At 43.3% G+C, this 14,251-nt stretch carries 10 protein-coding genes; 4 read left to right on the top strand and 6 right to left on the bottom strand.

Annotation, left to right across the window (positions count from 1 at the left end; genetic code table 11):
• Position 1: 1 nt before the first annotated feature.
• Complete coding sequence (locus tag AC0S1O_RS03875) at positions 2 to 1,042, bottom strand: zinc ribbon domain-containing protein (protein WP_475394442.1); 1,041 nt, start codon at positions 1,040 to 1,042, stop codon at positions 2 to 4.
• Positions 1,032 to 1,610 (bottom strand): zinc ribbon domain-containing protein, encoded by a 579-nt coding sequence (locus AC0S1O_RS03870; protein WP_475394441.1) that lies wholly within the window; start codon positions 1,608 to 1,610, stop codon positions 1,032 to 1,034. Before AC0S1O_RS03870 ends, AC0S1O_RS03875 begins: the two co-directional genes overlap by 11 nt.
• Before the next feature lie 83 nt (positions 1,611 to 1,693).
• Here AC0S1O_RS03870 and AC0S1O_RS03865 point away from each other — a divergent pair, with 83 nt between their 5' ends.
• Positions 1,694 to 1,834 (top strand): hypothetical protein, encoded by a 141-nt coding sequence (locus AC0S1O_RS03865; protein WP_475394440.1) that lies wholly within the window; start codon positions 1,694 to 1,696, stop codon positions 1,832 to 1,834.
• 47 nt (positions 1,835 to 1,881) lie between these two features.
• Complete coding sequence (locus AC0S1O_RS03860; RefSeq protein WP_475394439.1) at positions 1,882 to 3,831, top strand: dolichyl-phosphate-mannose--protein mannosyltransferase; 1,950 nt, start codon at positions 1,882 to 1,884, stop codon at positions 3,829 to 3,831.
• Between the two features lie 42 nt (positions 3,832 to 3,873).
• On the opposite strand, the gene AC0S1O_RS03855 is transcribed toward AC0S1O_RS03860, so the two are convergent.
• Complete coding sequence (locus AC0S1O_RS03855) at positions 3,874 to 8,382, bottom strand: hypothetical protein (protein WP_475394438.1); 4,509 nt, start codon at positions 8,380 to 8,382, stop codon at positions 3,874 to 3,876.
• 357 nt (positions 8,383 to 8,739) lie between these two features.
• Here AC0S1O_RS03855 and AC0S1O_RS03850 point away from each other — a divergent pair, with 357 nt between their 5' ends.
• Positions 8,740 to 9,282 carry a hypothetical protein gene (locus AC0S1O_RS03850; RefSeq protein ID WP_475394437.1) on the top strand — a complete coding sequence of 181 codons (543 nt, stop codon included), beginning with the start codon at positions 8,740 to 8,742 and terminating at the stop codon, positions 9,280 to 9,282.
• Complete coding sequence (locus AC0S1O_RS03845; protein ID WP_475394436.1) at positions 9,263 to 9,541, top strand: winged helix-turn-helix domain-containing protein; 279 nt, start codon at positions 9,263 to 9,265, stop codon at positions 9,539 to 9,541. Before AC0S1O_RS03850 ends, AC0S1O_RS03845 begins: the two co-directional genes overlap by 20 nt.
• A 15-nt stretch (positions 9,542 to 9,556) precedes the next feature.
• On the opposite strand, the gene AC0S1O_RS03840 is transcribed toward AC0S1O_RS03845, so the two are convergent.
• The 3 genes from AC0S1O_RS03840 to AC0S1O_RS03830 all read right to left on the bottom strand — a co-directional run bounded on the left by AC0S1O_RS03840 (position 9,557) and on the right by AC0S1O_RS03830 (position 14,191).
• Positions 9,557 to 10,609 carry a FlaD/FlaE family flagellar protein gene (locus AC0S1O_RS03840; protein ID WP_475394435.1) on the bottom strand — a complete coding sequence of 351 codons (1,053 nt, stop codon included), beginning with the start codon at positions 10,607 to 10,609 and terminating at the stop codon, positions 9,557 to 9,559.
• Positions 10,610 to 10,658: 49 nt separating this feature from the next.
• Complete coding sequence (locus tag AC0S1O_RS03835; RefSeq protein ID WP_475394434.1) at positions 10,659 to 11,291, bottom strand: archaellin/type IV pilin N-terminal domain-containing protein; 633 nt, start codon at positions 11,289 to 11,291, stop codon at positions 10,659 to 10,661.
• A 146-nt stretch (positions 11,292 to 11,437) separates the two neighbouring features.
• Complete coding sequence (locus AC0S1O_RS03830) at positions 11,438 to 14,191, bottom strand: hypothetical protein (RefSeq protein ID WP_475394433.1); 2,754 nt, start codon at positions 14,189 to 14,191, stop codon at positions 11,438 to 11,440.
• Between the last annotated feature and the right edge of the window lie 60 nt (positions 14,192 to 14,251).

Raw genomic sequence — 14,251 nt, 5'->3', positions numbered from 1 at the left:
TTTAGGGTTTTCTCAACCAGTAGCCACAGTTTGGGCAGTACTCAAAATCTGGTTCAAGTTCGTAATTACAGACAGGACACCTTTTTTTCTCTTTCTTGAGGGAATATGCAAATAGCGATAAAAACAGAAGTACGAGAAGTGAGACGTATAGGAAATACCATTCAAATCCAGAGTGCTCGTTTGCCTCCTTCACATACCCATACTTTGGAGAGTAACCGTCATAATGCCTGGTGTCAAGGGGAACGAATGTCAAATTTTCAATGGTGGCACCAGCCTCTGCAGGGGATATGCCAACCCAGTAATGAACGTATTTTATGACTCCTCCATCCAGAAGCATGGTGGTTGACCCCGTGGACTCCATATAGTAGTACCTCGTGCCCTTGTAAACGAAGTAATCCCTCAGGTAAACCCTAAATGGCCCCGATGGATCACGGATATTGAGACCCACCGCAACATGGCCATAAACACCTCCATATATCACCTTCATAACAAAGAGTACAACATCGTATCCAAGAATGTACATTATTGTTGCCAGAAGCAGGGACTTATCCTCGCAGTCTCCACCCCGTTCCAGAAGGGTTTCAATGGGAAACTTGTAATAATCAAGAAATCCCGTGGACTTAAAATCACTAACGTAGGGAACATTCTGCACAAAGGAGAGTATGAAATTCGCCTCTGTCAACCTGTTCCATCCGTTTTCCCTTGCTATGGAATCCAGCATGCTGGCGAGTTCTTTCATGTACGTATCGTTTGGCGTGAGAAAATAGGCAAGGTAAGTGTAATTATCGCCAATCCTGTATCCGGCAGGATATCTGTGATAAAAGGAATAATCCGAGTAGGGAATGGACATGCTCATGCTCCATACATTACCCTCATGGGTTATCTCCGGCTTTGAAGTCCCGTTTATATATATGATGAGAGAGAAATGCTGTCCATAGAAATCCCACTGATAGCCCAGAACATTTGAACTCTCGGCATGGATCATGGGGGTGAATGAGGAGAGCAAGGTAAGCAGGATGAGCAATACAACCCTAATTTTCATCCTCCCCTCCCCCAAGTTCGTACCTGCAGTACGGGCAGAATTTCCACCGGGAACTCACCTCTCTCCCACAGTTTGGACAATGCGCATCTCTTGGTGGCCTCTTGACATCCGAATGAATAACAAATAGGATGGAGATTACTGAAAAAATCACGATTACACTTCCTGCAACAGCCAGAGGCCAATTCAGTGTCTTCTTGAATGTTAGGTCAACTTCTATGGCAGTTTTTGAATTGAAATTAGCAATGACAATATAGTATATTCCTGTCTTGGGAACAGAAAAACTCAATTCCATGGCTCTCCCCGTCTGGGTGTAATAACTTCCGTTGAAGGTGCCATTGTCCAGCAATTTGTAAAACTCGGATTTGCTCATTATATAAACGGTGAATGTGTGAAATGATGTGAGATTATAACTCACAACCTCCCCTCCGTACATCCTAAATCCTATGCCCCTGAATCCTCCCTCGGGAAGGTTTACTACCTCCGTATATGGATTGAACACTCCCCCCAGCACAACAAGGGTCATACCCAGCACAAATACAAGAAGCACAGCAATTTTTGCAGCATTCACGGCAAACTCAATTAAATCATCACATTTAAAACTTTGTAATTATCTGGACAAACCTTAAATATGTGGAAATAATAAAAAATACGATGAGCAGGATAATAAAAAGCAAGGTGAAATTCATCTCCCTTTACCTGGAAGAGGAATACCTCGCCGAGATTATGAGAATTCGTATCAAAAAATTCATTCGAGAGCTAAGAGAATTTGAGGATGAGCCAAAGAAAAGGTGATCCAATTTTAAAAATATTTAAATAATGCCAACGCAATGGTGGGGAAGATGAGTATAAAAAAGTATCTGGGTGGGTGGAAGTTTTATCTTGCGCTTATCACCGCATTTGCCATAATAATTCGCTCAATTCCCGCCTGGATATATTCGGCATGGGGTACCGATTTTGGAATTTATTATTCAATAACAATTGAGTTCCTCGTAAAGAAGAATCCGTTCTACGAATACCCCGCTGTCTGGGGTTCTTCTGGCTATGGCTCATTTCCCATGCTTTACTCCATAATACTGCTCGTGCACTTCTTCACGGGTCTTCCACCTCAAGAACTTCTCCTCAAAGTGCCACCGGTGATAGGGGGACTCTGCGTGGTTCCACTATACCTTATCGCATACGAACTCACGGGAAACAGGAAGATAGGCATAATATCCGCAGCATTGCTTGCAATCAACCCAATACACGTGTACCAGACATCCATGCCCTATTTACTCACGGTAGGTCATTTCTTCATGCTCTTCTCCCTGTATTTTTTCATAAAGTGGCTAAAAGAGGATAAGTACATATGGTACCTGATACCATTTTCAATAGCCCTTCTTCTGTCCCATCACCTGACCAATTACATCTACATAATCTCCATCACAGGCATAACATTTCTGGGTGGGATATACGGATTCATTCAAAAAAGGAATGTTAAAAAATCATTTCTCTTCATACTATTTTTCACCATCATAACAATCTCATACTGGATCCTCAGGGTTCCGGGAATGAAATATTTTATGACCTCTCCTTTTCATTATCTAATCCCATGGTACGGAACCGCATCCCTGGGAATTGCAATTATAATCTCATTGTACTTCATTTCCACAAGATTTCACACGGAATACAGAGGCAATATACTAAATCGTCTGGATTCGCTGAAGATATTAAAGGTGTTCTCAATCTCCCTGGGTGTATCATTCTCAATATTCCTGATCCTTGCCCTGATCGGACTTCGGGGCTACTGGATCCCGATAGTGGCTATTCTGTACTCCATACCCTTCATGCTGACCATAGGATTTATGGGAGTGGGATTTACAAGGTTGCATAGATATCCAAAACTGTTTCATATTGTTGGTGGATGGATGCTTTCCATAGTATCCTCACTGTTCTTTGGACTGGTAACATGGTCCTCTCTGGAGCCCTGGAGACACATAGAGTACCTCATGGAACCCCTTTCAATAGTTGGAGCCATAGGGATTGTGACCATTCTGGAAAGTAACGTATTCAAGAAGGTCTCTGTAAAGAGGAGAATAAAACTATCCGTGGAAAATCAATTCTACACTCCTCATCGACTATTTGGGGAGAATACCCTTGAACTTGCAACTCCCATGCCTGCTGGAATAGTTAAATCTGTGAGTGAGCCGATAACCTATGAGGAGAGAGTACCCATGGGCAGGGTATTTCAGATAATATTTGTGTTCGTTCTCACCTTCATCCTGGTTATGAGCGGCATAACCGCCTTTTCATTCATCAACAAGGTGGAACGCTCCACATCTGAAGGTGTCTCCCCCGTGGTCATGAGCGGGATAAACTGGCTGGTTGAGAATGGAAACAGAAATTACACCGTTGCCACAAACCATATGATCGGCACAATCCTGGAAGCATACGGATTCCCTTCCAGTTTTGAGTATGACTACAAGATATGGAACGCCACCAAATGGACAGAGTGTCTCGATGAACTTGAAGGTCTCAACAACACCTATCCAAAAATAGGCTATGTGGTGATAACCAAGGAGATGTACGATAATGGGGTTTTTGGATACAATAACTCACAAAATCCCCTGCAACCCCCAGTATTTATGGGCCGTGCAGGATACGAAAAATTCAAACACGAGCCATTCAAACTTATATTCCGAAACGCCACGGCGGATAACACTGACTGGGTGGAGGTATATGTGGTTGACTGGAACTACATATATTCCCATCTTCCACAACATGCAAACAAAACATCTCCAAAAACTGAATGATTTTCAGGTGTAAAAACAAAAATTAAAAAGAGTTAGAGAGGATTACTCCTCTGTTTCTTCTTCCTCAAGCTCTTCTTTCTTGGCTATCTTGTTCACCTGTACGATGACGTAGGCCACCAGTGCAAGGGTTATGATGACCAGTATCAGAACTCCGATCTCCCAGTAGAGAGTTGTGTTCACACTGTTTGCGGTGTTTGCGGTGTTGGTCTTGATGTTGTTCACATCGGTCTGCACGGTACCCAGGTTGGTCTGTATGGTTGCAACTCCGTCCTTTATGTCGGTGACGGTACCCTTTATGGTGCCGAGTGTGGTCTGTATCTCCACAACGCTGCCCTTGAGGTCGCTTATGCCCTTTGCATTGCTTACCACGGTTGCATTTATTGCGTTGAGTTTAACCTGCACGGTTCCCAGAGTGGTCTGTATGGTTGCAACATCACCCTGGAGCTTGGTTATCTTGGCATTCAAATTGTTCAGGGAGGTCTGTATGTTGCCAATATCAGTCTGTATTGTTGCAATGCCGTTCTGGATATCTGTGATCTTTCCATTCAGATTGCTCAGATCCGTCTTTATGGTGCCCAGAGTGGTCTGTATGGTTGCAATGCCGTTCTGTACATCCACTATATTACTGTTCAGTGCGGTCAGATTTGCCTGAATCTCACCATACATGGTCTCAACCATAACCATGCCATTCTGTATCTCTCCAACAATGGTGGCATTCAGCGCGCTCAGCTGTGCCTGCATCGTTACATTCAGTCCATTGATCTCTCCTGTAACCATCGCCATTCCATTCTGTATCATTGTAACCATTGCATTGTGGAAATCAGTCAGGTTCATGTTTATCTCGCCAACCACTGTCTGGATCTCCATTACAGTACCGTTGATGTTCATTATCACTGGCTTCAGATCATTTAGTGTGGCATTTACGTATCCAAGATTCGTCTGCAGGGTCACCAATGCTCCCTGTACATCCACTATCTTCGCATTCAGTGCGCTGAGATTTGCAAGAACCTCTCCGCCCATGGTCTGGAGCACAGCAACACCATTCTGGATGCTTGTAACGGTAGCATTGAGGCTATCCAGTGATGTCTGTACTGTACCAAGAGTGGTCTGGATCGTGGCAATACCATTCTGTACATCCACTATCTTCGCATTCAGTGCGCTGAGATTTGCAAGAACCTCTCCGCCCATGGTCTGGAGCACAGCAATGCCGTTCTGTACATCCACTATCTTCGCATTGAGGTCCGTTAGATTTGCCTGGATATTACCAAGTACTGTCTGTATGGTTGCAATGCCATTCTGCACATCCACTATCTTCGCATCCAATGCACTGAGATTTGCCTGTATCTCTGCTCCCGCAACCTTCAGATCGGCAATGCCATTCTTGATCTGTACAAGAGCAGGATTTATATTATCTCTAAGATACGCATAACTCACATTAACCGTATTCCATGTTCCATCTATGAGCGTCTTTATGGTGGCAATGTCCTTCGTCATACTTACATCCGCAAGCATACCTCCTACAACCACCGTGAGTTTTCCAGGCTCACTGTTGTATGGATAACCAGAGTACACGTTGTAATATCTAGGTTGGGTATTTCCATAATAACCTGGAGGAATGTAAAGGGTATATGCATAACTTACATTGACATAGAATACCCTAGACTGGGCATACTCCTGATTGGGCATTAGGAAGGTGGCATTCAGTGTTCCAGTTTCATTCCATACAGCAGGTCCCGCATACACAAGTGTGTTATCAAAGTAAACCTGCATCCTAGCACTTATAATAGCCACATGAGAGATAGATGGTGACTGAACAGTTACCGATGTACTCGTAGTCCATGTATAACCATTTGCATCTTTTATTGTGAAAGTTACCGTATATGTTCCGCTATTAGTAATCTGCAAATTACCTGTAGCATACCCAAAGTTATTGTCCATCTCTCCAGCAAATGTGTGTCCATCAATACTCAGAGATATTACACGGTATGGCATCGCTCCCCCTGTAACCTGACCATAAGCAACTATATTTGTAGGCACCGTTTGGCCTGCATCGGCTATTAAATTTAAATGAGGCACATCCACAACGATGAGTGTTCTAGTCATACTATATCCACAAGAACTGCCACTTGAACTACTGTCATGGATGACCACACTAAGGTTGTAACTTCCAGGAGTGGTATAGTACGCATGGACGATCAAGTGAACAGGAACCGTTATGGTGAAATTCAAGTAATCACCCTGCTTCACACCAGTTACTCCGGTGGTTGGTGACCAAGATGTATATGTATGCACATATGGTCCAAGATAAAGAGTTACGTGATATGGCACAACTCCAGCGGTGATATTTATGTATATATTTGTGTAATTGTAATAACCGATATCATTGTAAATAGTTCCGTTAGGACCATTTTCTAGATAAATCAAAGGAGGCGCCACTTCAAAGGAGGCAACCATCTGTGGAGGTGGGCTTACAGTAACTGTGTAATTGACATACACAGGTTGATTATGGCCAGTAGTATTGCTATAGAATATATACTGCACCCTGTAAATACCTCCATTCAAGAATGTATAACTATCCTCCAAGTACCAGTGAGGATCACACGGAATACCCGTGTACTGTGTGATAACTCCACTGGTCTCGTCTATAGGAATCATAGCCGATCCTTTGTAAATATGCCTGAAATAAAGAAGGCCATCTGTAGTATTACCTCCACTTAGATTCATAAAGAATGTGACCGTCAACGGAGCTACCCCCTGAAGGCTCAGTGGAGACGCTTCCCAATCCACTCTATGAAGGGCAACCTGATTCACAGATTGAATTGTTATTGTGTTAGACGTGGTGTTCGCCTTACGATAATACCACACCTCACTTGCAACGGCATAGAAATTATGGGTCCCAGTACCTGTTACATTTACGGTGTGAGTCCACGTATACTGGAAAAACTCTGTGGCTCCATTTACCGTAAGATTCAAAGTATTATTTATTATAACTCCATCCTGATACACCGTAAGATTTATGCCTGCTTGATAGTAACCCGTGGTGGTATTAAGTTTTCCTTGGATGTTATTCACATGTACTGTTAGAACCACTGTTCCTGGCTGGCAAACTATATTGGTATTTGAGGAAATGTCCACGCTGAACTGCGGAGCCAATACCTTCAAAGTAACCGAAGTTGAAAAGTTAGAGTAACCCCTACTATCCCTCACTGTGTAGTTGAAGAGATAAGTTCCTAAATCATCCGCACTATAAGTCACATAATAAGGCACATCACTTAACGAGTTAACTGTATAAGTATGAACATGCGTAGTACCATTGTGTGTGACATATAGGTACACTGTATAAGGAGCATCTCCATACTCCCAAGAGAGATTCAACTCCACATGTGCAACTCCATTATACAGGTATGTTGTGTACGTTGTGTGAGTAGCGTCCGATGAATTGGATCCTATATGTAAAGTAGGATTCTCTGGAGGGATGTATCTTACGTAGAACTCAACGCTTTTATTAGACCATTCTCCGTTACAATAGGTCACATTCATCCATACAGTATAAAGACCAGCAAAAGCATAACTGTGGACCGCAGATACGTGTGAGGTGTAGATCCCAGAATCGGTTTCGTTGTGTCCATCTCCAAAGTTCCAGTATACTGTATAAGGAGTCTCTCCACCCAAAATAGTTCCATTGAACTCTATAGGAGTATTTATGAGAAATACTGGTAGATCATTTGCATGGTTATACATAATAGGCGTGGTGCCTATCTCCAACGATGTATTCAAAGGAGCAGGTATAACCTGTATCACAAAGTACATGGCATTAGTTGTGACACCTTGAGAATCCTCTACATATAACCTTGCAACATAGGTTCCAATATGATTATAACTATGAGATATTGAGATGGGTGTGTTATTAGAGAATATTACATTTGAATTTCCGTCTCCGTAAGATATATGTACTTTATAATATTCGTGAGTCCATGGTGTCCCCCCAGAAGCATAAACCTTGAAATTCACTGTATGTCCTAAGACAATCCTCAACTGTGGTTCATAACTTACATCATTTGAAGAGAGGGGATTTACTGTTTTCGTACTATTTGACGCAGTCATTGATGCCTGCAATGGATTTCCAACTTGAACTACTTTAGTTGCTACCCCTGTATTAAATGCCTGATCTGTCACCTTCACTGTAAAGCGATAAATACCAGGGCTATTTGCCGTATAAATCAGATACTCAGAGGTGCCAACTACATGGCCATTATAAATCCACTGATATGTGTATGGTGGAAGTCCCTGACTGAAATCAGCCTGCAACATAAAGGTGAAAGGCAATCTACCTCCTATGGTGCCAGGTATAAACTGTATAGTACCTGTAGGGGCTTCCTCCTTGGTATATAGTGGATTTATCGCATTTGGCAAAGACACACCGACTGAGCCAAGAGGGAATGTAACGTTATTGCCTGGCTGTGTGATGAGTTTCATTTCTTTGGATGGCTGGAAGGCTCCCTGCTGTGCACTGGCATTCGCTGTTATCGCTGATAAGCCGCTAACCAGCACTAGAGAAATCACTAAAACCGCCAACAATATTTTTTTCGTTTCCATTTTCATTTTTCCATCCTCCTTTTATGTTTACACTCCACCTATTGGTGCATAGGGGAATGCCTGACGATAACCTTATGTAGATTTGTATATAAATCCTTTTCGGTTCAAAGATCCACAAAATTTAAATATTATAACAGAAAAAATTGAAAAGAAAAACAGAAAAATACATATTTTGCATGCATTTAGGACAATGGTATGACATGGAATATGACAAAATCAGCAGAATATTAAATACCTGCCATACAGAGCGTCAGAAAATCTTTATCAAGTTGGAGGAGTAAATTTTTAAGAAGCCATTGCTATATCCTTTCAATGAATCCAACACTCATTGCGGGGATAGTGGGCATAATCATATCCGCACTTCCTCTCATTCTCCTACCGATCAAAATAAGGGCAGGGGCGAGCAGGTACGTGCCCCTCTACCTGTTCCAGTTCCTGTTCTACACGTTCATAGTGGTGTACCTATGGAATCCCACTGAATATTTTCTGATTTCAATGTACATATTCCAGATGCTGTTTTTCTTGAACCTCTACAGGGCATACATCCAAAAGGAACTCTTTATGGGATTATCGATGCTCACCGTTCTCATAAATGCCCTTGCGGTGCTGTTCACCTTTTACTTCATAACCTTCAATCTGTTTGAACTCGTGAAGGATATAAAGCACAGGAAAAAAACATCTCCGCTAGTGCTCTCATCCACTGCACTTTTTGAAGCAGGTGTGATAATTCAGATTCTTGAAATAGTTTTCAACCACACATACTTAAGCGTATGGTACATTGCATTTTTCGTCGCGGGCACTCTGCTGTTTGTAATCCCCGGACTGAGGGTGGCCTATGAAAAGGAAGAGATCTAAGAGCAGGGTTGTATTCGATATCCTATCCATCATATCGGAGGAGGAGCACTGCACGGTCTCAATAATTCTCAGAAGGGCCAACGTGTCTTATTCTGTATTCAAGGAGATAGAGGAGAACCTGATCAAGAAGGATCTGATATCCATAAAAACTAACGGCAATGGAAAAAACATATACAGCATAACGAAGAATGGTAGAGATTTTCTCAAGGAATGGCGCAAATTCAAGAGGCTTATGGAAATGTACGGACTTGAACCCTAAAAAAAGGATAAAGTATTATACCCCGTGGAATTCCCACAGGGATTTCTTGAACTTTTCAATTTCCTGTTCCAAGGAATTCAACCTGTCCTTGTTCACCTCTATGCCTGCGATCTTCATTATGAACAGCAGGGATTTCAGATGATCCTCGGCGCTCAATCTCCAATCTTCCACCTTTTTGTAGATCCTTGGTTTCGGTGCATGGATGGTGCCCGCAGGGGTCTCTATCTCCGCCTCTATATCTTCCTCGGGGAAGTACTTGGTAACATCCTGCACTTCACCCCTTGCGTATGCCATTATTTCAGATTTCACTTCCTTGCTTATCCATCCAATGTCAACGTAGTAGTCCAGCAGCAGTGTGATTCTGTCCCTCTTCACACGCTCAAACAGGAACTCTATCCAGCGCATTAGCAGCACTATGGTGTAGTAGTCCTTCTTTATGTGCTTCAGTATCGGTCCCTCTTCGGACTTCCTTGATTTCTCCCTTGTCTCTGGTTGTTTATACTCTCTCCGTTCCTCCTCTTGCATTGCAGGCTCGCTCGGGATCTCTTCCCTTGGCATGGGCTTCGGGATCTCCTCTTCAAACACCGGTGGTGGAACCCCACTGGGCTCCTCTGGAGGTATGACCGCATCGGGCGTTATTGACATCTCCCTTTTCTCGCTCATATCTATGAATGGATTAATCCTCTGGGATACCACCTCGTATATGTCAAGGAGGCGCTTGATGTTGTCCTGAACCTCTTCGTTCACCTTTCTTATCTCACTGATTTCATTCTCCAGAGAGCCAATTATTGAATCGTGGCGCTCCAATTTTGCCTGGAACTCATCCATCTTTCGTGCAATGTCATCAAGTTTGGTTGTGATCTCATCCAGATTGGATCCCTGAAGTACGTTTCCCAGCACGTTCTCCAGTTCTCCCTCGTTTATCGTCACCTCCGACAACTCTGGAACTTCCGGGATCTCTGCCTCCTCTGCCTTCTCTGTCTTCTTGGCCTTCTTTGCTTTCTTTGCCTTTTTCTCCTTTTTCTTCTTTTTTCCAAACACTGCCATCTTCATCACCTCCACAGCCATCAAGGTTTCCTAGTACCCTGGTTCACTGGTACAAAGAAAATGAAAGAGATCAGTAGAGGTCAACGTACTTTGTGGTCAGAGTTGCAGGCACCATGAATGCGGCATACGTGGGCACACCATGCTTGGGTATTATCTGCAGGGTTACCTGAGCCTGCGGGGTCAGGTTCAAACCAGCAGCCGTGGCATTAATTATGAGTTTCACCACATCGCCCTGGGTCATAACATACTGGCTAGCCCAGTTGGTTGGTGGCATATCCCTTAGAGATACTGCAGTAAAGTACTTTGTAGCATTCACAGCAGTTGTAGAATTGCCAATAACACTAAGGACATTTGGAGTAAACTGCAGAGTAACATCCTTGGTCCCATCGGTAATTTCAATGAGCACGCTCTTCATATCTATGGCCGGACTTCCTGCAAGCAGACCAACCTTGATTTCAATTATGCTTATGGCTGGTGGACTGCTTGATAGATTCACCTGACCTCCCATGTGTATTATCTTGAACCCTGTGGCAACATCCTGTATGGCAATGTTACCCGTCTCCTCAGCCTGCTGCTGCAGCTGGTACGCTGTCTGTATGAGCACCGTTGCGGCAACGGCAGCCACGATAATCATGGCTATGAAGATTATCAGGGTGCCGATGCCCATTTCTCCTTTTTCCTTTCTACTCCATACCTTCTTCATTCTCCATCACCTCGGGTCTCTTATTTTTGGAAGAGCCTTTTTCGGCTCCGAAGAATGCATACCTCTGAGGGTTTAAAAATATTTAGTTACAATTCTATAAAAATGATTAAAATTTTTAATTCTCAAAGAAGAAAATCAGGTGAGGATCACTCACGGAATTTGATCATATAGACCACGAGACCCACGATGACCACGACTGCAATTACTATGTAGGTAAGATACTCCATAATGAAATCACTCATCCTCTCCCATATGCTTTTCTCTCCAACCCTGAACTCAACGGTGACGTTCTTTGTTATATGGGAGGCAGATCTGAAAATGATCCTGACACTGTACATGCCATTTGGAAGCTTTGTATGCAGGGTTATTGTCACATTTACAGTTTCATTTAGGGGCACGTAGACCGTTGTGATATTGGTATAATTCTTTCCCTTGTACTCAAGCACCCATGTTGCGTTTATTTTCTTCATCAACTGGGGCAATATCTCCACGAGTTCCGGAGTGTTTCCAACGTTTCTAACAGTGGCTGAGAGGACAACTTTCTTACCCTCCGAGAGTTTCTGAACCTTCACTATGAACTGATGGGCCTCTTCAACTGTGAGGAGAATGGGCACAGATACGAGGGACTTATTTTGATAGTAAACCTGCACCAGGAGTTTATAGCTTCCCGCAGGCATATATGGAGGGAGATAGGAATTGATTGTAACAATGGCACTCTCCATGGGGGCCAGTAGAAGGGAAGAGGGAGATACATATGCCCTCTTGGCTGCCTGCCCACCGAGCACTATGTTGAACAGATCCTTCATATTTCCTGTGTTAACGACCTTCACCCTTATGCTGTAATAGTAGGTCCCGTTTCTCACTATACTAACAACGTACGCGGATGCCCTGTGCACGGGCTTAACAACCACAACCACGGAGGCGTTCATACTTATATTCAATTTGGATGATTTTACCGTTAGATTCACAAAATTCCTCGTGTATCCATAGGTTCCATTGGGGACAATAAGGGTCAAATTGAGGTACCCTGAAGAGTGATAACTCACATTCACCTGCATATTCCCATAAACCATTGGCCAGTTCTTGCTCTCATCCACACGTATAAGGTAGGTATCATTGCAGTTGCCAGTATTGCGAATTATAAAATGCACCGAAATTCTGCTTCCAGGGAGAACATAGTATATGGGCACGTACTCAAGTTTGAAGTTAACGTAGGGAAGCACCTTAACCGTCACGTTTCTGTACTCAACATGCCCGGTTGTGAGGGAGGTGACGCTTAAATTGAGGGTATAATTTCCAACTACTGTGGTTCTAAAGGTGTAAAGCGTGAAATTCACAATTTTGCCCTCTCCGCTTCCAAGATGCAAAACAAGCGTGGAAGGAGATACCCTGAAATATGTGCGGTTGTACCCCAATCTGACCGTGTAATTATCCTGCCAGTTACCCGTATTTTCAATGAGTACGCTTACATTTATCCACCTTCCAGCAGGTGCCTCATAAACAGGATTGACGGTCGTATTGAAGGAGAAGTGCTTTACATAAACCCTGCCAACCATGAAATTGTTGCTCTCATTGCTCTCAATTATCCTATTAAATGGGTCCACATAAACCTCAACCTGATGCCATCCAGGAGTGGCCTTTAAGGTTTCCCTGATCATTGTATTTTTGCCCACATATACTGTTGAATTAAGGACCATCTTTCCATCAAGATAAATCCCGTATTCTGTTCTGAGAGGCACTGTTGAGGATAGTTGTGATTCAACTGTTATGTTAGCGCCCTGAGCGTGAAGAGTCAAACTATTGACCTTGAGATCCGGAAACTCTGCGCTTCTGAAATACAGGAACGTTTCATTCCCTATCTTTTTCTGCCACACTATACCGATAGTTTTATCATTAACCGATATGGACGGGTAGAAGGAGTCATTGGAACTTATGTTCATAACCTGTCCGATGGGATCTCCATTTTCATCAAATATTGAAAATCTTATCACACCTCTGGGATAATCATCCCAAACAACGAACATGCGGTTGTGTATTACGGCCACGTGGGGATCTATTGAATCTATCCTGTCGGCCACGGTCAGATTTGTATCATCAACCTCAGTGTATCCCGAAGAACTCAGGCGGGTAAATATAACCTCGTAGGCAAGGCGCTCTCTTGAGCAGGAGAAAACGGTGTAGAGGGAATTGTTGTAAAAATAGGAATCGATTGTGCTGTTGGGAGAAACAACGCTTATTCTCCTGGGCTCCGTAAGGAACTTACCATTTGAACCTATCTTTCTGTAGAACACGCTGTATCCCGGAGTGGGGGTGTATTCGATCCAGAATACGTGCACATTGTCATTGTTATCAACAACTATCTGAGGTCTCAGAGATGGAGTTACGGTATTGGATACATCCACCGGAGGAAATACAGGCTGCCCGTATGAATTCAGTTCATCGTACATAACTTCCCAGTTTGAGTTGTTCCATTCCTGCCACACCACATGAATATAGCCCTTTGAGTCAACGGCAATTCTTGGATTTATGCAATTGGTATTGACCTTGGTGATCGGAATTGGATGAATTTCAATGAGTATGTTTCTGTTGCTGTAAAGAAGTCTTGCAAAATATATGGCCCAGTGGCCTCCCGTGAATCTCTGCCATACAATGTAGATGTGTGAACCATACACCCCCAAAACGGGGTTTATGTCATCCCCCGAAAAATAGGTTATGCGCGAATCGTTAACCAACTTGAAACCATCGGGACGTACGCGCAGATAGTATATCTCCCAGTTTCCATTCCTGTGGTCCTGCCACACAATGTTGTAGTTTCCATCACTGCTTCTCATTATATCGGGATGGGTTGAATTTCCGAGCCATGTGAGCCTCGCCGTGGATCTCCAAACAATATCGTTCATCAGTGTTGCTCCTGTATTGCTCCCGGAGACGATTTGGGATGAGGATCCACCACCGAGTGG

The sequence above is a fragment of the Candidatus Aciduliprofundum sp. HYA1 genome (assembly GCF_056175085.1).
The sequence above is the reverse complement of the archived record's forward strand: the minus strand, read 5'-3'. Positions and strand labels throughout refer to the sequence as shown.